We start from the raw sequence: 20019 nt of genomic DNA, 5'->3' as shown, positions 1-20019 counted from the left end.
GCTAGAGTATAGCATTTTCATAATTCTACTTTAGCTTGTCATATCGAGTGGCTATAGCGAGAAGTAGATGGGGTTGGTGCTTGAATCTACTTACTCGCTATTTTTTGCACAGCCAATCTCAACAGGCCCTAATTTCAACAGGCTTTATTTATAGCCAATTTTAAATGCTGCTAAGAAGCGATTAGGTTGATTAGCATCAAAAGCCACGTGGTCGAGAGGGCTGGTTTGTGGGGCTTTTATAAAGGCATTATTTTTTAGTGTTGGGAATTGTGTTACTTGCATTTTCCCCTCATCAATTAAGGCTTGGGCTGCTTGTGTATAGATGTCTGGACGATAAGCTTGCTTAGCCGTTTCTAGATACCATTGATCGGTTTGGCTTGAGCTGATTTGACCCCAACGACGCATTTGGGTTAACCACCATACTGCATCTGAATAATAAGGGATGCCATACTGTCCAGCAAAGAAGGTGTGAAATGATTTTGCTGGACGAACATCGCCTGGTTCATACTCAAATACACCTGTCATACTATTGGCAATAATGTCTTTATCAACACGGATATAATTATCTTGAGCAATAATTCCTGTGGCTTCCTTACGGTTTGCATAGTTGTTTTCATCTAACCAATGCGAAGCTCGGATTAAAGCTTTAACTAATTTAAGGGTCGTGGTTGGGTTTTGTTGTGCAAATGTTTTGGTTAAACCAAATACTTTATCAGCACCATTTTCCCAAATGGCATCTGAAGTAATTACCGATACACCAAAGCCTTTTTTAACTGCTTTTTGATTCCATGGTTCACCTACGCTATAGCCTGAAGTTACACCTTCGACCATCGTTGATACCATCTCTGGTGGAGGAATAACGGTTAAATCTACATCAGAGCCAATGTGACCACTTGTATCATTGTGTGCAGGATCATATGTTCCTGGGTGAATTCCCCCCGCAGCAAGCCAATAGCGCAGCATATAATTATGTGTGCCTGTAGGAAAAGTCATGCCTAATTTAAACAATTTTTGTTGCTGTTTATATTGAGCAATAACAGGTCTTAAACTGCTGGCACTGATCGGATGTTTGGGTAAATTATGTTCCATCGGAACGTTTTTTTTCATTTCATTCCAAACATTGTTTGAAACAGTAATTGCAGCACCATTATAGGACAGCGTGAAAGGAGTAATGATTGGGGTTTTATTTGCTGATGGATCAATGAATGATGCTAAAGGCATTGCAGCGAGCATATGGGCTGCATCTAGTTCACCTTTTTCTACACGCTGGTAAAGCACGCCCCAACTAGATTGTGCTTCGAGTTTGACATTCAGACCTTCATCTTTAAAAAAGCCTTTTTCGACAGCGATGGCTAAAGGTGCCATGTCGGTCAATTTCACAAAGCCAATTGTGAGGGTCGTTTTTTCAATCGCTAAAGGGCTTGCGGCAGTTTCTGGATCAGATTCTTTTTGACAACTGGCCAGTAAAAAACTGAGTCCCACTAAATAGAGTATAAGAAAAACTTTGTTTAATAATATTTTTTTCATTAATTTACCGAATTCTATAGTGGATTGAACGTCCTCGAACAGCAAGATAGATGCCAAATGTGAGCTAAGGGTAGAAAAATTGAATGTCGAGTTCTTTATAGAATAGAAATAGAAAATGTTACTGGGAAAAGTGTATTTAATTGGCCCGTGCTTATTTGTAGGCTAAAAAAATTTAAATTTAGGATTATTTGATGATCTAAGTCTGTCAGGTTATGGAATAGACCTCGAACTTAATTTGGGCATTTTCAAATAATATGCACATTTTACGTTCGCTGAATATTTTTATGCGCGAAAGTTGAGCGCTAAGTTGTTTATAAATAAGGTGCTTTTACCTATAGAGGGCAAGAAAAAGTATAGCTTCAATCAATAATCTTAATTTATCTTTGAGATAGAGATCAAAATTACAGCTAAGAAGCATTGCTTCATAAAGCTTTCAACTTTGACCTAGATTGATCTGTCAGCAGGGGATGAGGCATAGCGAGAAATAGATTTGGTTTGGCGCTTAAATTTTACTTACGCGCTATTTTTTGCACAGTAAATGTCAATGACATTATGTTTGATAGAATTAATGCTGTACATGTTATTGATAAATAAAATTTTAAATGGAAGCGGTGAATTGAAGTTAAAAAAGGGATATTTTTATATCCCTTATGTTAAACAATAATCTGACTTTTAATCTTCTGGGTAAGCCACTCTTTTTAGGGCTTTAATATCCGCTTCTGGTGAGCAAAGTGAAATAAACTCATAACCATAACCGCGGAGTAAATGACCTTTACGGACTGCAATCCAAGTGGTATTGACTCCAAAAATATCCGTTGGGATTTGTTTTAAACGGTAATCACGTTCGGTATCGTAAGCCACATTGTTGACAATACCGACCCCCATGTTCAGTTCGACATAGGTTTTTATGACATCGGCATCCAATGCTGACATAACGATATCGACATCAATGCCCGCATCCTCAAAGGCTTTATCAATTTTTGAACGACCCGTAAAACCACCGTGGTAAGTAATAATCGGATAGTGAGCTAAATCTTCTAAAGTAATATCTGTTTTATTGGCGAGTGCATGGTTTTGTGGAACGATAATGCTGTGTTGCCACTGATAGTAAGGCACACTGGCAAGGTTATCTTCCGTGGTTAACGATTCAGTTGCAATGCCAATGTCAGCTTCGCCTTGAAGCAACATTTCAGTAATTTCAACTGGGCTGGCTTGTTGTAAAATGAGATGAACTTTTGGAAATTCTTTTTTAAATTGGTTCACAATGGGCGGTAACACATAGCGTGCTTGAGTATGTGTGGTGGCAATGGTCAGGGTGCCTTCATCGACACGGTTGAAGTCATCTGCAAGGCGTTTAATATTGTCTGCGTCCACCAACATCCGTTCAACAATCCCCAGTAAAGACTGACCCGGTTCAGTTAAACCCAATAGACGTTTACCTTTACGAATAAATAGCTGTACACCCAGCTCATCTTCTAAATCTTTAATATGTTTACTCACACCCGACTGTGATGTGTAAAGTGCTGCTGAAGCTTCCGTTAAATTAAAATTTTGTCTAACAGTTTCTCGAATAATTCTTAATTGTTGGAAATTCATAATGCTGTATACCTTAAAAATAGAATGGGGCTTTTTGCCCCATCAATGTGCAATTAAGCAACGTCATTGGCAAATAAATGTAACGCTGTTGGGCTTAACCACACCGTTTGATTCGGTTTAAATTGATGTAATTTTACTTCATCTGAATGAAGCGAAATTTCAATTAAATTACCTTGGCGATCTTGTAATTCGGCAAGCACTTTACCCGCAATCCAGATTTCACGTAAAAAAGTGGCTTGGATCGCATTTTCTTGCGGAGTCGCATGAATGTGCAGTTCGTTTGGACGGGCAAAGGCAATAATTTCACCTTGTGGCGCATCTTTTACTTGTGGCAACTGAAGACGATCTTCACCAATGTGAATAATGCCTTCTTGGTTTTGACCTTCAAAACGATTGGCTTGACCCAGAAAGTCGAAGACGAAAGGTGTTGCCGGTTTTTCATAGACTTCACGTGGTGAGCCAATTTGCTCCACATTGCCTTTGTTCATCACGATAATTTGATCCGCAACTTCTAAGGCTTCTTCTTGATCGTGTGTAACAAAAATTGAAGTAATATGTAATTCGTCATGCAAAGTACGTAACCAGCGACGCAGCTCTTTACGGACTTTAGCATCTAATGCACCAAAAGGTTCATCCAGCAATAGCACACGTGGTTCGACCGCGAGTGCTCGCGCCAAAGCAATACGTTGACGTTGCCCGCCAGATAACTGTGCAGGGAAACGGTCAGCCAAAAACCCCAATTGAACTAGATCCAGTAAACGTGTGACACGTTTTTTAATTTCGGCCTCAGAAGGACGAGTCGCGCGTGGACGGACACGTAAACCAAAAGCAATGTTTTCAAAAACAGTCATGTGACGGAAAAGTGCGTAATGTTGGAAGACAAAACCGACTTGACGTTCACGTACATGCACATCAGTAGCATCTTCGCCTTCAAGGATCACTTGACCGCCATCTGCTGATTCTAAACCGGCAATAATGCGCAGTAGCGTGGTTTTACCACAACCTGAAGGGCCCAGTAATGCAACCAATTGACCTTCTGGGAAATCCAGTGAAATGTTATTTAGTGCATGGAATGCACCAAAGTGTTTTTCAATATTTTTAACTTGAATACTCATGATGTCATTCCTTAAGAAACTGTTGCATCTTCATTACGTTTACTTTGATTTTCTTGGCGAATCTCAACCCATGCTTTTAAAATGAGCGTCACAATCGCGAGCAGAGCCAAGAGCGATGACACGGCAAATGCAGCACTAAAGGTATATTCGTTATAAAGGATTTCAACGTGTAAAGGTAGCGTATTGGTTTCGCCACGAATATGTCCAGAAACCACAGATACCGCACCGAACTCACCCATTGCACGTGCATTACACAGAATCACGCCGTAGATTAAACCCCATTTAATATTTGGTAGGGTCACTTTCCAGAACGTTTGCCAACCTGAAGCACCCAGTACAATCGCAGCTTCTTCTTCCTCTGTGCCTTGTGCTTCCATTAAAGGAATCAGTTCACGTGCAACAAAGGGCACAGTAATGAAAATGGTGGCGAGCACAATAGCAGGTGTTGCATACAGGACTTTAATATCATGATCCATCAGCCAGCCGCCAATCCAACCTTGAGAACCGAAAATTAATACGACCATCAAACCTGCTACAACTGGCGACACAGAGAACGGCATATCAATAATGGTGGTTAAAATAGATTTGCCACGGAAATTGAATTTAGCCACCGACCAAGCCGCTGCAACACCAAAGATCACATTGATGGGCACAGCAATTGCTGCCGTAATTAAGGTCAGTTTTACCGCAGACAAGGTATCTGGATGCACCAACGCTTGGAAGTAAACGCCAACACCTTGTTTAAAGGCTTCAACGAACACCAAAATCAAAGGTAAGATCAGGCAGCTCATAAAGAAAATCAGTGCAATGGTGATGAGCGTATAACGTACCCAAGTGGGTTCACGGGTCGCATCACGAGATTGCAGTTTTTCTGCTAAGGCATTGCTATTGGTCATTAAGCTCATGGTGCAGTTCTCCCTGTACGACGGCTTGCCCATGCTTGTAGCAAGTTAATTAGGAATAAAATAGCAAATGAAAGAACCAACATGACCACGGCAATGGTGGTTGCGCCTGCGTAATCATATTCTTCTAAACGAGAAATAATCATCAAGGGGGCAATTTCAGTTTCAAACGGTTGGTTACCCGCAATAAAAATAACCGAACCATATTCACCCACACCGCGCGCAAAGGCCAAAGCAAAACCGGTGAGTAATGCAGGAAATAAAATTGGCATAATGATTTTGGTCACAATTTGCAAACGGTTAGCACCCAATGCTGACGCAGCTTCTTCAAGTTCAGTTTCTAAATCGCTCAAAACAGGTTGTACAGTACGCACCACAAAGGGTAGACCAATAAAAATCAATGCCAATGTAATACCAATAGGCGTATATGCCACTTGAATGCCTAATGGTTCTAAGTACTGACCAATCCAACCTGTCGGTGCATATAAAGATGTGAGCGCAATACCTGCTACTGCTGTAGGTAGGGCAAAAGGTAAATCGACCAATGCATCAACAATACGTTTACCGGGGAAGGTATAACGTACCAAGCACCATGCCAGTAATAAGCCAAACACCACATTGATTAAGGCTGCAATAAGTGCAGCACTAAAACTTAACTGCAAAGATTTTAGGATACGTTCTGAACTGAGAATTTCCCATAGACCATCCCATCCAATGCCCAATGATTTAATAAACACGGCGGACAATGGAATAAGAACAATTAATGATAAATACGCTAGGGTAAAGCCTAAGGAAAGACCAAATCCTGGCAGCACTCGGGATCGCTGCGACATGACTACTCCTTAAAAGAGCGAACGCTGACCAATAAAGTCAGCGAAAATAAAAGTTTAATTGGCACAAGCATAATTTGCAGACTTTAAATTGCAAATTTAAAAAAGCACTTGCTCTCATCAGTAAAATTGATGTGCTGTAATACATTTTCTGAAATTAAGTAATCATAAATTTCAGGAAATGCACCAAAGCCAGAAGCAACATTAATATGTCCGACTTGACCTAAATTGATCGGATTGAGTTTCCATGCTTTGGCTAAGCATTTTGCATCTGCAAAATTTAACCAAGGATCATTTTCACTAATGATTAATGTGGTTGGGACGGCAAGTTTGAGTTGATGAAAATAGCGTTGATAATCTTGCTGGCTATCACGTGAAAAACCAGCTTCACCAAAACGTGCAGGATTAGCAGGCGCCACCAAAATCAAATTTTTAATTTTTTGATTTAATTCTGGATGCTGAGCCAGTGCTGCAACTGTGGTGAGACAGCCAAAACTATGTGCAACAATTTGAATATCATTTGGGATTGGGCGCACTGTATTTACAAATTCGCTAATCCAGTCTTGCAAGATGGGTTGATTCCAATCTTGCTGTTGTACACGTGAGCAAGACATGAGTTGTCGTTGTAACCAAGATTGCCAGTGGGCAGGTTCACTGCCTCCAACGCCTGGCACAATAACGGTATGAATCATGTCTTTGCTCCAATGAATAATGAATACTGTTGAATCAATAATGGCTTATTGCGTATTGTTTGCTTTTACAATTTGATCGAAAACGCCGCCAGTTTCGAAGTGTTTTTTCTGCACTTTGCTCCATCCACCAAATTCTTTATCAATCGTCACCAGTTTTAATGGCTTGAATGTGGTGCTGTATTTTTTCAACACCGCTGCATTACGTGGACGGTAATAATTTTTGGCTGCAATGTCTTGCCCCAGCGGTGAATACAAGAAATTTAAATAGGCTTTTGCCACATTGGCATTACCATCTTTCTGAACATTTTTTTCAACAATCGCCACTGGTGGCTCAGCTAAAATAGATAAAGAAGGCGTAATAATTTGGAATTTACCCGGTTGTTCGCGAACAGCTAAGTAAGCTTCGTTTTCCCAAGCCAGTAATACATCGCCAATACCACGTTCAGCAAAGGTTGTGGTTGAACCACGAGCACCTGAGTCCAAAACTTTAGTTTGTTTATAAATTTGACGCACAAAGTCATGTGCCTTTGCATCATTACCGCCCGGTTGGTGTTTAGCCCAAGCCCAAGCTGCTAAATAGTTCCAACGTGCACCGCCAGAAGTTTTTGGGTTTGGGGTCACAATTTCGACACCCGGTTTAACTAAATCGCCCCAATCTTTAATCTTTTTAGGGTTGTCTTTACGAACCAAAAAGACAATGGTTGATGTATATGGGGTTGAGTTTTGTGGGAATTTCTTTTGCCAATCTTTAGGCAGTAAATTGGTTTTTTCTGCAATCGCATCAATGTCTGCTGCTAAAGCCAGTGTGACAACGTCTGCATCTAAACCATCAATTACCGCACGCGCTTGTTTACCTGAACCACCATGAGACTGTTTGAAATTAAGCTCTTGTCCGGTCGATTTTTTCCAATATGCACCGAACTCTTTATTGAAGTTTTCATAAAGTTCACGGGTTGGATCATAGGACACGTTTAAGAAATCTTTGGCTACAACATTCAATGATGAAACAGAAAGAAGTGCAGCCACAATCCCAAGTTTTAATTTTGAAAAGTGCATGTGTTTTCCTCAGTAATTTTTAGATGTTTAGAATATGGGCTGAGAATAGCGTTATCTTTTATGCGTAAAAAATAATAAAAAACGAATTTTATATGAATAAAAGAGATATTAAACAGATTAAGCTGTTCTTAAACTAGGTCATCATTCATAGGATGTTTTGAAATGCTCAGTTTTAAGAATGCGCAGGAAATAAGCGAGGTCACATTATTGGATCGTGCTTTTCATTATGGTGATGGTTGTTTTAGTACAGCACGCATTAAGCATGGCAAAATTGAACTTGAACATTTGCATATGGCACGGTTAGGTTTAAGTTGTGAACGTCTGCTGTTACAAGCCGATTTAAAGTTGATTCAAAAAAGTTTAGTTTTACTGCAACAGCAATATTTAACAGTGAATGGCACGCTTAAAATTGTGATTAGTCGCGGTGATGGTCAGCGTGGTTATAGCTTGCCTGATCATCCTGCTGATGTATGGGTGTTTTTTTATCCCAAAGCCGTGGATGATTTTCAAGTTGAAAAAATTAAATCAGGTCTATTACAACAAGTTTTAGGTTTAACCATGCCAAGTTTGGTCGGTTTAAAAAGCCTGAATCGGTTGGAACAAGTTTTGTTAAAACATGAAGCGGATCAGAAAGGCTGGACTGAAGCACTGGTCACCGATGTACAAGGTTCGGTGGTTGAAGGCGTTAGCAGTAATTGCTTCATTCGTTTAAACAATACATGGATTACCCCAGAACTTCGTTATAATGGTGTGCATGGTGTGATGCGTGCCGAGATTTTATCTCGTATGCAGCAACAGGGAATTGCCTGCGAACAGCGCTTTATTGATCTGGAAGAAATTTCAAAATTTGAAAGTCTGTTTTTCTGTAATGCCTTAAGCCCAATGAAAGTCGTGACTGAATTTCAGCAGCGACCTTTGAATGTTCAAGCCTGTATTGAACTCTTTAATATCCTTCAATTGAATCAGATTCGTTAATATGTCCACCACAAAGCAAAAATCAAAAAAGAAAGCAGCAAAAGTATTTCCTTTGAAAGGCTTGGTTATTTTCATTGTCGGTCTTATTGCGCTGGCTTCAATCATCCTATGGTCAAGTTTATTTAAATCCTATCCCATTGAAGGCAAAAAACAGATGCTCGCGATTGGAGCAGGTGACACTTATTCAGGTTTTATTGATCGTTTAGCCAAAGAAGATAAAATCAGTTTTCCAATTATTCTCAAGCTTTATCAAAAAATTATGATCCATGACACCTTAAAAGCAGGTGTTTATGAAGTTCATGAAGGCATGTCAGTCCGTCAAGTCATGGACATGCTGTCGAATTCTGAAAATGCACAAATGAATCGTATTTTGGTGATTGAAGGCACGACGTTTAAACAGTTGCTTGAAAGCTTAAAAAAAGATGATTTAGTCACGAAAGAAGTTTTGAATCTTCCTCAAGATCAAATGCTGAAAGCCTTAAATATTCCGTTTAGCCATCCTGAAGGGTTGTTTGCGCCAGATACCTATTTCTTTGCCAAAGGTGAAACAGATAAAAAGATTTTGACTGATTTATATAACCGTCAAATGAAAGCATTGGATGCGGCATGGGCAAATCGTGCAACGGATTTGCCCTACAAAGATAAATATGAAGCCCTAATTATGGCTTCAATTATTGAAAAAGAAACCAGTCTTGATCGTGAGCTAGAACAAGTTTCTGGCGTGTTTGTGCGCCGTTTAAAAATGGGCATGCGTCTACAAACTGACCCTACCGTAATTTATGGTATGGGCGATGCCTATAACGGAAATATCACCCGTACAGATTTACGTACACCTACAGCCTATAATACCTATACCAATAATGGTTTACCGCCAACCCCAATTGCCTTGCCAAGTCAAAAAGCAATTGAAGCAGCCATGCATCCAGATGGTTCAAATAATATTTATTTTGTCGCAACGGGCAATGGCGGACATACATTTACGGCAAGTTTAGATGAGCATAATCGTGCAGTGCAGGATTACTTATCCGTTTTAAAATCGAAGAAGGAGTGATGGATGTTTATTAGTTTTGAAGGCACTGAAGGTGTCGGGAAAACCACACTCATTCGTAAAATTTATGAATATTTAGTGCAGCAAGGGCAAGCGGTGGTGTTGACGCGTGAGCCGGGCGGTACACCGATGGCAGAACAAATTCGTTCGCTGTTGTTGTCCGTCAATCATGATGAAAATATGTCCAATGATACTGAGCTGCTTTTAATGTATGCCGCCCGTGCACAGCATTTGCAACAAGTGATTGTGCCGGCTTTGCTGGCAGGGAAAACCGTGCTATGTGACCGTTTTACCGATGCTAGTTTTGCCTATCAATGTGCAGGTCGGGGCTTAAGCCGAGAAAAATTGAATGTGTTGAATCAAAACTTTGTTTCACATATGCCCAACGTTACTTTCTGGCTCGATGCACCGATTGAACTGGGTATGTCCCGTGCGCGGGAACGTGGTGCGTTAGATCGTTTTGAACAAGAAAAAGTCACTTTTTTTGAAAAAGTCAGAGCAGGTTATCAGGAATTATTTGAACAATCTCCTGAGCGTATGAAACGCCTAGATGCAACGCAAAGCCCTGAACAAGTCTTTGAACAGGCTGTGGCTTATCTGAAGTAGCTTGTTTTAGATTAAAAAAAGATCAAAAAATCAGTGCTTAAGGTAAATTATTCTTTTATATTCAGAGTCATCATGGATGAAGATGAACGTAAATGAAAAGTACCAAGGCAGAAATTATTTCTTTTTTACAAGCCGAATTTCCACAAAGTCTTGAAAAATGTGAAATAGAAACCGTGACTGAAAAAGGAGCATCCATTATTTATTATGTGGGTGCTGCCGATTTACGACCAGGCGGAACAGTGTCAGGACCGACGATGATGACTGCTGCCGATTATGCGCTTTATATTGCGATATTGGGTGAAATTGGCATTGTCGCTTTGGCGGTAACCACCAATTTATCCACTAATTTTTTAAAAAAACCATCAGCAGACCAAGATATTCGTGCGGTTTGTAAATTAATGAAAGTTGGTAAGGCACTGATAGTTGGTGATGTTTGGTTGTATTCTATCGATTCAGATGAGCCGATTGCGCATGTGGTGGGAACCTATTCTATACCGCCGCAGCGATAAATATCTTCTATATCGACTGAAAAAAGCCGAACAAAAATGTTCGGCTTTTTTATGGGTTTTACCAGCACTTAAATTTAAGTTTCTGCATTGACCAAGGGGGTTTCTGTTTGAAAGTTTGGTGGCAGTAATATGGTTTTACGTAGCTCAGAGGCAAGTTCAGGATAGTCTAAGGTAAAATGTAAACCACGTGACTCTTTGCGTTCCATGGCGCAGCGTACAATCATCTCAGACACCAAAACTAAATTACGTAGTTCAATCAAGTTTTTACTCACTTGATAGTCATGATAATACTCATTAATTTCTTGTTTAAGCATTTCAATACGGTGCAAAGCACGTTCTAAGCGCTTGGTGGTACGAACAATGCCGACATAGTTCCACATGGTCTGACGTAGTTCATCCCAGTTTTGCAAAATGACCACATCTTCATCGGGATTGGTGACTTGAGAATCATCCCAAGCAGGCACATTGGGTGAGACATAGTCAGTATTAAACTGGCTTTCAATATGTTTAGCCGCACTCATCCCATAGACAAAACACTCTAAAAGTGAGTTGCTTGCCATTCGGTTGGCGCCGTGTAAACCTGTATAAGAGGTTTCACCAATGGCATATAGTCCTTCAATGTCGGTCTGACTGTTCTTGTCGACCACCACGCCACCACAGGTATAGTGAGCGGCAGGAACGACAGGAATCATCTCTTTGGTGATATCAATGCCTAATTCTAATAAACGAGCATAAAGAGTCGGGAAGTGTTCTGTGACAAATTCAGCAGATTTATGCGTAATGTCGAGCCAGACATGACGAATCCCTAAACGTTTAATTTCATAGTCAATCGCGCGTGCCACAATATCGCGTGGAGCAAGTTCAGCGCGTTCGTCAAAACGCAGCATGAAGCGTTCACCATCTGGAAGGCGTAAATAGGCACCTTCACCGCGCATAGCTTCAGTAATCAGAAATGAACGTGCTTGAGGATGATAAAGGCACGTTGGATGAAACTGGTTAAATTCCATATTGGCAACACGGCACCCAGCTCGATATGCCATAGCAATACCGTCACCTGTGGCAATATCAGGATTTGAGGTATAGAGATAGGCTTTCATCGCCCCACCACAGGCCAAAGCAATTGAAGGCGCTAAGAAGGTGTGTATTTTTTCAGTTTTCTCATCTAGAACATATAAACCCAGTGCTCGATTCTTTACATCTTCTAAGCCCAGTTTTTGTGAGGTAATCAGATCAATCGCAATGTAGTTTTCAAAAATGGTAATATTTTTCTTTTCTTCAGCGCGTTGTACTAATGTGGTTGAAATAGCACGACCAGTTGCATCTGCTGCATGAATAATGCGGCGCTGTGAATGCCCACCTTCACGGGTTAAATGCAATTGTTCTTGTTCATCTAAGGTGAATTGCACGCCATGCTTTAACAGGAAATCAACCGAGGGTTTTCCGCCTTCTACCGTTTGTTTGACGGCTTCTAGTTCACATAGCTGTGCACCTGCGATCATGGTGTCATCAATGTGCTGTTCAATGGAGTCGGTTTCATCTAGAACCGCTGCCACACCGCCTTGCGCGTAAAATGTACTTGCATCTGTTAAAGCCGATTTTGCCAAAACTGCAATATTGAAATGATCCGGAAGTGACAAAGCCAGACTTAAACCTGCGCCGCCACTTCCCACAATGATCACATCAAAATGATGCGTTAAGTTTAAATTAGACATGTCCATCAGCTAATTTGAAAAAAAGTTTGCTAATGACAACGCTTTTTTGATCAAAAAACAAGAGCTAATATGCTAATGTATGATGAGAAAAAGCAATAAGCCAACACAATTTTAAGCAATCTTTAAGCTGTTGTTTATACAAATATAATCAAACATATTATTACTTAAGATAGACAATTTTTATGCTAAAAACTGTTTACAGATATTTATAACGCAATGGAGCGAATGCTTTACATGAAAAATCGCTATGTACAAAAAGGAATATATGCTGCTGTTTTTACAATGGTAGCAGTGCAAACACAAGCAGCATCTTCAGTCGACTTTTCTAATTTAGTTGAGCAAGTGAGTCCTGCTGTGGTCAGCGTAAATGTCGTTAAAAAAATGACACAGGAAGAATTATTACAGCAGCAAGTTCCTGAAATTCTGCGTCGTTTCTTTGGTAATCAAGTGGTTATTCCACAACCCAAAGCACCACAAGAAAAAACAGCGTATGGCAGTGCCTTCTTTATTAGCAAGGATGGTTATTTATTAACCAATCATCATGTGGTGGAAGATGCATCAAAAGTCACCATTATGTTGAGTGATCGTCGTGAAATTGATGCGACAGTGGTTGGTAGTGATGAACGTACAGATGTTGCGCTGCTTAAAGTAAAGGGTTCAAATTTTCCTGAATTACGGACTGGCAGTGTTGATCGACTTCGAGTCGGAGAACCTGTACTTGCCATTGGTTCGCCATTTGGTTTTGATTATTCTGCTTCTGCTGGCATTGTCAGTGCCAAAATGCGTAACATGATGGGTGAAACTTCCGTACCGTTTATTCAAACTGACGTTGCTTTGAATCCGGGGAATTCAGGTGGCCCATTGTTTAATCAAAATGGTGAAGTGGTTGGGGTCAATTCACGAATCTTTAGTGGGACTGGCGGATATATGGGCTTGTCTTTTTCCATTCCGATTGATGTGGCGATGGATGTCGCAGACCAATTGAAAAAGAATGGTAAGGTAACGCGTTCATACTTAGGTGTGATGCTGCAAGATATTGATCGGACTCTCGCTGAATCTTATAATTTACCAAAACCAGAAGGTTCATTGGTTACACAAGTAACGCCCAATTCACCCGCAGCTAAAGCTGGCTTTAAGTCAGGTGATGTGATCTTAAAATATAATGGTTCAGCAATTTCCAGAACATCTGATTTATTGAATTATTTAAATCGAACTTTGCCAAATCAAGTCATTCAGTTACACGTTCTACGTGATGATAAAATACGTAATATTTCAGCGACATTAACCACAGCTCCAGATGATACCCCTGCAAAAGCAGAACAAACAGCGCAACAAAAAGGGCCTGTTTTAGGGGTTACGATTCGTAATTTAACAGCCAATGAGCAATCACAGCTGGATGTTAAGGGCGGGATTTTGGTACAGGAAGTAAAGTTAGGGGGAATTGCTGCACAATCACGTATGGTTGCAGGTGATATCATCACGCAAATTAATAACAACACCATTCTCAATAGTGACGATTTTATTAAATCTGTTTCTGAATTGAAGAAAGGATCGATTGCACGTGTTTCGATTATTCGTCAAGATCAACGCGCAATGTTGGGCATGCGTATTGAATAACATCAATTTTCATAAATATCTCAATATTCTAAAAATCTCCTCTCTTGCGAAGCAATGCTTCTCATCTTTATTAAAGAGGGGGAGTATCATGGATCAGATAAGTATTTGAATTTTTGTAATTCCTCCCTTTTTCAAAGGGAGGTTGGGAGAGATTTTAGCTGATAAAAGATGATAATTTAATTTTAAAAATTGGTATAGCATCAATTGATGCAGCTTAAAAGCACTCTGAAAATGAGTGGTTTTTTTATATTTTGCAATTTTACTCTCTCTAAAAATTACGTAGACTGTTTTACCTTGAACGAAATTTTCCAAAGAGTAAGGATCGTAAAAATAGATGAGTACAGTTTTTGATTTAGAAATGACCGTTCAAGCAGAGCATATTGACCGTTTGGGGCATGTCAATAATGTCGTATATATGCAATGGATGCAGGAGGTTGCCACGGCACATATTGATTCATTGGGTTTGGGGCTTAAAGAATATCTTGAATTGAAGCATGCAATGGTGGCTGTGGAGCATCATGTACAATATCGTAAAGCAGCGTTTCAAGGCGAAACAATTATTTTAAGAACATGGTTGAATGAGATTAATGCACTGTATTCGTTCCGCCAATATGTTTTTTATCGCCCTCAAGATCAGGCTGTTTTATTTTCAGGACATACCAAATGGGCTTGCGTCGAAATTGCAACAGGTCGACCAAAAAGAATGTCACCGACTTTCACCCAAGCTTATCAAGCTTTGGCTGCGGATATTAACCCATTAGATTTCAGTCATATTGATTTGAAGAATGAGTAAGCAGTTCTATTTGAGTTCACTGGAAAAGCTTGGATTCAATAGATGTTATACGCTTCATCTATGCATACTTTGATGACGATAATTCGTGATAAACTTTTGTAGAAGAATCGGACTATTTTTAAAAGCTCTATGTATTTTTGACTATCTACTGCTTATACTGTGCGACATCTTCGGAATATCCTTTTTTGCACGTCATAAATACTGTGTTCATTTATAAGTATGTGATTGTGTGTTTTGATTTAGAGTAGTTTATGGCAGTTGCTAAAAAGTCAGTTAATATCAATAATATACGAAATTTTTCGATTATTGCGCATATCGATCATGGTAAATCGACGCTTGCCGATCGATTTATTCAAACCTGTGGTGGTCTGCAAGCTCGCGAAATGCAAGCTCAAGTCCTTGATTCTATGGATATTGAGCGTGAGCGTGGTATTACCATTAAAGCCGCTTCAGTTACGCTTTATTATACCCATCCCAATGGTGAAGAGTATCAACTGAACTTTATTGATACTCCAGGACACGTTGACTTCTCTTATGAAGTTTCGCGTTCATTGGCTGCGTGTGAAGGTGCATTACTTGTTGTTGATGCTGCACAGGGTGTAGAAGCGCAATCGGTTGCTAACTGCTATACTGCACTTGAACAAGGGCTGGAAGTTCTTCCTGTCTTGAACAAAATTGACTTACCTCAAGCTGAACCTGAACGTGTTATTCAAGAAATTGAAGATATTATCGGGATTGAAGCGACAGAAGCACCAACCTGTTCGGCAAAGACTGGTTTAGGTGTTGAAGGTGTTCTAGAAACACTCGTAAATGTCATTCCTGCACCAGTTGGCGATCGTGATGCACCTTTGCAAGCTTTGATTGTTGACTCTTGGTTCGATAACTATTTGGGCGTTGTCTCTTTGGTTCGTATCAAACATGGTCGTATCCGTAAGGGCGACAAAATGTTGGTTAAATCGACGGGTCAAACTCATATCGTCACTTCTGTGGGTATTTTTAATCCGAAACATACTGAAACAGGTGAGTTAGAAGCGGGTGAAGTTGGCTTCGTGATTGCGGGGATTAAAGATATTTTTGGTGCGCCAGTCGGTGATACCATGACATTGTCTACCACGCCAGATGTTGCCATTTTACCGGGTTTTAAAAAGGTTAAACCACAGGTTTATGCAGGTCTTTTCCCCATTGATGCTAGTGATTTCGAACCATTCCGTGAAGCATTACATAAACTACAAATTAATGACTCAGCTTTGTTCTTTGAACCAGAAAGCTCTGATGCTTTAGGTTTTGGTTTCCGTTGTGGCTTCTTAGGCATGCTACACATGGAAATCGTACAAGAGCGTTTAGAGCGTGAGTATGATTTAGACCTAATTTCATCTGCACCGACGGTGATTTATGAAGCTGTGATGAAAAATGGTAATACCATTTACATTGATAGCCCATCTAAAATGCCAGATGGTTCGACGGTTGAAGATTTACGTGAGCCAATTGCAGAATGTCATATTTTAGTGCCTCAAGAATACCTGGGTAACGTCATGACCTTATGTGTTGAGCGCCGTGGCATTCAAAAAGAAATGAAGTTCTTGGGTAAACAAGTGTCTTTGACTTTTGAAATTCCAATGGCCGAAGTGGTAATGGATTTCTTTGACCGTTTGAAATCATGTTCGCGTGGTTTTGCGTCACTAGATTATAGTTTTATACGTTTTGAAAGTTCGTCATTGGTCAAAGTCGATGTTCTGATCAATGGTGAAAAAGTAGATGCTTTGGCTATGATTTGTCATCGTAATGATGCACGTCACCGTGGTATTGCACTGGTGGAAAAGATGAAAGAGTTGATTCCACGTCAAATGTTTGATGTTGCTATTCAGGCTGCAATTGGCGCACAAATTATCGCGCGTTCTACAGTGAAAGCTATGCGTAAAAACGTATTGGCAAAATGTTATGGTGGTGACGTTTCACGTAAGAAGAAACTGTTGTCTAAACAAAAAGAAGGTAAGAAACGCATGAAGCAAGTGGGTAGTGTTGAAATCCCACAAGAAGCGTTCTTGGCTGTATTGAAAGTCGAAAGATAATAAGGTTGAGGATATAAACCCATGGATTTTGATTTTAATTTAATCCTTGTACCAGCGACATTAATTTTCTTTTTGGTGTGGTTGTTGGATAAGTTTGTTTTTAAGCAAAGACAAACTCTAGGCAAGGGTAATGAAAACTTCATTATCACATGGGCGTATGACTTTTGGCCGGTGTTGGCTGTTGTCCTGATCTTACGTTCATTTTTATATGAACCGTTTAACATCCCATCCGACTCTATGGTACCGACCTTAGAAACGGGTGATTTTATTTTGGTCAATAAATACCAATATGGTGTGCGTTTACCAATCGTGAATAAGAAAGTGATTGATGTCAGCGAGCCAGAGCGCGGGGATGTCATTGTATTTCGTTATCCACCGCAACCGACTATTAGCTACATTAAGCGTGTAGTGGGTTTACCAGGGGATCATATTGTTTATGATCACGGTCAGCTCACCATTAATGGTCAGAAAGTTGCTAAAGTTCCTGTTGAGTTTAGCCGCGAAAAAGATATTTTAGATACACCAACATCGATTTATCATAAAGAAACACTGGGTAAGCATACCTTTACAATGCGTGAGCTTGAGGGTGTGAATGTTGCACGCCAAGCGCCATTTATCAATTATCTTGAAAATGGTAAATACTCGGCTGAAAATGGTTTATATTGGGAAGTCAAAGTTCCAAAAGGTCATTACTTTGCGATGGGGGATAATCGTGATCAAAGTGCTGACAGTCGTTTTTGGGGCTTTGTACCAGAGGAAAACTTAACAGGTCGTGCATTCTATATTTGGATGCATAAAGAGCCTGGGTTTAAATTGCCGTCATTTGGTCGTAACGGTAAAATTGATTGAGCATGATTGGAAAAACAACAAATGCATAAAAATCAACAAGGTGCATCATATATTGGAGTTTTAATAGCAATTATTGGTTTTGCTTTTTTAGCAAAAATTGTGATTGCTGTTTGGGCACCCTATTGGGATGATCGAGTTATAGATGGTCAGATTACAGAGTTGCTGCAAAGTAGTCCAAAAGATATTTCACCTTCTGAATTTGAATCCAAGATAGCGCAGCGTTTAGATATGAATGGGATACGTGATATCAAGTTTAAAGATATTGCACAAGTCATGAATACTGATGGGCTACAAGTGAAAAAAGATTATGAGATAAGAAAGCCTTTCTTACTCAATATAGATTTAGTGTTAAAGTTCGAGAAAAGTTTTGATCAAAGGTCAGTCCAAACTAAGTGATATGCACTTAGTCAGCCGTATCGGTTATCAGTTCAAACAACCTGAATTATTGCAGCTTGCACTGACACATCGATCGGTTAGTCATAAATCTAACTATGAACGTCTAGAGTTTTTAGGTGATTCATTGTTGGGAATGATCATTGCCCATTATTTGTATCAAGCCTACCCTCATGAAAATGAAGGACGTTTAACGCGTATGCGTGCCACATTGGTTCGCCAAGAAGCATTAGGTAAAATTGCAAACGATTTGAAACTTGGCCCATGTTTGATCTTAAGCACAGGTGAGTTGAAATCGGGTGGACATCATCGAGAATCTATTCTTGCTGATACTGTAGAAGCGATTATTGGTGCAATTTATGTCGATTGTAATGATTTAAAAGTCCTGCAAGCGATTGTACTAAAATGGTATGTACCATATTTAGACCATATTGAGCCTACAGATCAACTCAAAGATCCTAAATCACGCTTACAAGAATATTTGCAAGCACGTAAAAAGCCACTTCCTGTTTACGATGTTGTTGATATTCAAGGTGATGCTCCCAATCAGCATTTCAAAGTGGAATGTATTATTGATGGCTTACCTGTATTGTATGGTGAAGGATCAAGTCGTCGCTTTGCTGAACAAGCAGTAGCGGCAGATATTTTAAAACAATTGGAGCAGTAGCTTAAATGACTACACATTCTGATCACAACGATGCTGATCACGAGCCGCAAAGCAACGGCAATGACCTAATTAATGATTTTTTTAGTTCACAAGGCACAACGATTCCGACAGATTTTAAAAGTGGATTTGTTGCCATTGTTGGACGACCAAACGTTGGTAAATCAACGTTGATGAATCATATTTTGGGTCAGAAACTTTCGATTACTTCACGTAAACCACAAACCACACGTCATAAAATTGTGGGGATTGATACACGTGAAAAATCTCAGGCTGTATTTGTTGATACACCAGGGATGCATAAAAAAGAAGTCCGTGCTATCAATAAAATGATGAACCGTGCAGCAAGTTCGGCATTGCGTGATGTCAACTTGGTATTGTTTGTTCTGGATGCTGATAAATGGACTCAAAATGATGAACTCGTTTTGGAAAAACTGAAGAATGCTGAAATGCCAGTAATTCTGGTCATCAATAAAATTGATACACTTGAAAATAAAAACCATGCATTACCGTTGATTCAAGAGCGCGCAAAATTAATGAATTTTGCCGAAATTGTTCCTGTTTCTGCACTTCGTGGTGCAAATTTAGATCATTTACGTGACACAATTGAGCGTTACTTGCCGTTCCAGCCACCTTTATATGCGCTAGATCAAATTACTGACCGTTCAGAGCGTTTCCTTGCTTCTGAAGTGATTCGTGAAAAAATCATGCGTCAATTGGGTGAGGAATTGCCGTATGATTTAACCGTGCAAATTGAGTCATTCAAGACTGAAGAAGCCACGATTAATGAAAAAACAGGTCGTCCAAAAGCAGCATGTACTTATATCGATGCGACTATTTTTGTGGATCGCCAAGGTCAAAAGGCCATTGTGATTGGTGAAAAAGGCGCGAAGCTGAAAAAAATCGGTATGGATGCGCGTGCTGATATGGAAAAAATGTTTGAACAAAAGATCATGCTGACACTTTGGGTAAAAGTGAAAGGCGGTTGGTCTGATGACGAACGTGCATTGAAAAGTTTAGGTTATAGCGATATCTAAATTTTATTCGGTAATTTTTTATAGGAAGA

General features: G+C 39.8%; 19 protein-coding genes. 11 read left to right on the top strand and 8 right to left on the bottom strand.

Annotated elements, in window-relative coordinates:
• Window positions 1-144: 144 nt before the first annotated feature.
• The 7 genes from B9T24_RS12190 to B9T24_RS12160 form a co-directional block, all read right to left on the bottom strand.
• Window positions 145-1527: a CmpA/NrtA family ABC transporter substrate-binding protein gene (locus tag B9T24_RS12190; protein ID WP_086166022.1), complete on the bottom strand. Its 1383-nt coding sequence runs from the start codon at window positions 1525-1527 to the stop codon at window positions 145-147.
• Window positions 1528-2199: 672 nt separating this feature from the next.
• Complete coding sequence (locus B9T24_RS12185) at window positions 2200-3123, bottom strand: CysB family HTH-type transcriptional regulator (RefSeq protein ID WP_086166021.1); 924 nt, start codon at window positions 3121-3123, stop codon at window positions 2200-2202.
• A 53-nt stretch (window positions 3124-3176) separates the two neighbouring features.
• Window positions 3177-4238 carry a sulfate/molybdate ABC transporter ATP-binding protein gene (locus B9T24_RS12180; protein ID WP_086166020.1) on the bottom strand — a complete coding sequence of 354 codons (1062 nt, stop codon included), beginning with the start codon at window positions 4236-4238 and terminating at the stop codon, window positions 3177-3179.
• A gap of 11 nt (window positions 4239-4249) precedes the next feature.
• Window positions 4250-5143 (bottom strand): sulfate ABC transporter permease subunit CysW, encoded by an 894-nt coding sequence (gene cysW / locus B9T24_RS12175; RefSeq protein ID WP_086166019.1) that lies wholly within the window; start codon window positions 5141-5143, stop codon window positions 4250-4252.
• Entirely contained in the window at window positions 5140-5973 is an 834-nt protein-coding gene (gene cysT / locus B9T24_RS12170) for a sulfate ABC transporter permease subunit CysT (protein ID WP_086166018.1), read from the bottom strand. The genes cysW and cysT overlap by 4 nt, the downstream gene beginning before the upstream one ends.
• Before the next feature lie 83 nt (window positions 5974-6056).
• The gene (locus B9T24_RS12165) at window positions 6057-6662 is read right to left on the bottom strand and encodes an alpha/beta hydrolase (protein ID WP_086166017.1); all 606 of its coding nucleotides are present in this window, start codon (window positions 6660-6662) and stop codon (window positions 6057-6059) included.
• Between the two features lie 45 nt (window positions 6663-6707).
• On the bottom strand, window positions 6708-7718 hold the full coding sequence (locus tag B9T24_RS12160; RefSeq protein WP_086166016.1) for a sulfate ABC transporter substrate-binding protein: 1011 nt from the start codon (window positions 7716-7718) through the stop codon (window positions 6708-6710).
• Between the two features lie 162 nt (window positions 7719-7880).
• On the opposite strand from B9T24_RS12160, the gene pabC reads away from it, so the two are divergent.
• From pabC to B9T24_RS12140, 4 genes are all read left to right on the top strand, one after another.
• Window positions 7881-8693, top strand: coding sequence for an aminodeoxychorismate lyase (gene pabC, locus B9T24_RS12155; protein WP_086166015.1), 813 nt, complete (start codon window positions 7881-7883; stop codon window positions 8691-8693).
• A 1-nt stretch (window position 8694) separates the two neighbouring features.
• On the top strand, window positions 8695-9744 hold the full coding sequence (gene mltG, locus B9T24_RS12150) for an endolytic transglycosylase MltG (protein ID WP_086166014.1): 1050 nt from the start codon (window positions 8695-8697) through the stop codon (window positions 9742-9744).
• Window positions 9745-9747: 3 nt separating this feature from the next.
• Window positions 9748-10347, top strand: a complete 600-nt coding sequence (gene tmk / locus B9T24_RS12145; RefSeq protein WP_086166013.1) for a dTMP kinase — start codon at window positions 9748-9750, stop codon at window positions 10345-10347.
• A 92-nt stretch (window positions 10348-10439) separates the two neighbouring features.
• Window positions 10440-10856, top strand: a complete 417-nt coding sequence (locus B9T24_RS12140) for a PaaI family thioesterase (protein WP_086166012.1) — start codon at window positions 10440-10442, stop codon at window positions 10854-10856.
• Window positions 10857-10930: 74 nt separating this feature from the next.
• On the opposite strand, the gene nadB is transcribed toward B9T24_RS12140, so the two are convergent.
• Window positions 10931-12574 (bottom strand): L-aspartate oxidase, encoded by a 1644-nt coding sequence (gene nadB / locus B9T24_RS12135; protein WP_171264900.1) that lies wholly within the window; start codon window positions 12572-12574, stop codon window positions 10931-10933.
• Window positions 12575-12802: 228 nt separating this feature from the next.
• On the opposite strand from nadB, the gene B9T24_RS12130 reads away from it, so the two are divergent.
• The 7 genes from B9T24_RS12130 (at window position 12803) to era (ending at window position 19990) form a co-directional block, all read left to right on the top strand.
• Window positions 12803-14185, top strand: a complete 1383-nt coding sequence (locus B9T24_RS12130) for a Do family serine endopeptidase (RefSeq protein WP_086166010.1) — start codon at window positions 12803-12805, stop codon at window positions 14183-14185.
• 334 nt (window positions 14186-14519) lie between these two features.
• Window positions 14520-14978: an acyl-CoA thioesterase gene (locus B9T24_RS12125; RefSeq protein WP_086166009.1), complete on the top strand. Its 459-nt coding sequence runs from the start codon at window positions 14520-14522 to the stop codon at window positions 14976-14978.
• Window positions 14979-15229: 251 nt separating this feature from the next.
• Window positions 15230-17047: a translation elongation factor 4 gene (gene lepA, locus B9T24_RS12120; RefSeq protein ID WP_086166008.1), complete on the top strand. Its 1818-nt coding sequence runs from the start codon at window positions 15230-15232 to the stop codon at window positions 17045-17047.
• Window positions 17048-17068: 21 nt separating this feature from the next.
• The gene (gene lepB / locus B9T24_RS12115) at window positions 17069-17896 is read left to right on the top strand and encodes a signal peptidase I (RefSeq protein ID WP_086166007.1); all 828 of its coding nucleotides are present in this window, start codon (window positions 17069-17071) and stop codon (window positions 17894-17896) included.
• 21 nt (window positions 17897-17917) lie between these two features.
• A complete protein-coding gene (locus B9T24_RS12110; protein ID WP_086166006.1) occupies window positions 17918-18292 on the top strand; it encodes a DUF4845 domain-containing protein in 375 nt (124 codons plus the stop codon).
• Window positions 18264-18956 (top strand): ribonuclease III, encoded by a 693-nt coding sequence (rnc, locus tag B9T24_RS12105; RefSeq protein WP_004648388.1) that lies wholly within the window; start codon window positions 18264-18266, stop codon window positions 18954-18956. Before B9T24_RS12110 ends, rnc begins: the two co-directional genes overlap by 29 nt.
• Window positions 18957-18961: 5 nt before the next feature.
• Entirely contained in the window at window positions 18962-19990 is a 1029-nt protein-coding gene (gene era / locus B9T24_RS12100; protein ID WP_004648389.1) for a GTPase Era, read from the top strand.
• Window positions 19991-20019 lie beyond the last annotated feature (29 nt).

The organism is Acinetobacter sp. ANC 4654, assembly GCF_002135425.1.
In the GTDB taxonomy this organism is placed as follows: Bacteria; Pseudomonadota; Gammaproteobacteria; order Pseudomonadales; family Moraxellaceae; genus Acinetobacter; species Acinetobacter kyonggiensis.
The sequence above is the reverse complement of the archived record's forward strand: the minus strand, read 5'-3'. Positions and strand labels throughout refer to the sequence as shown.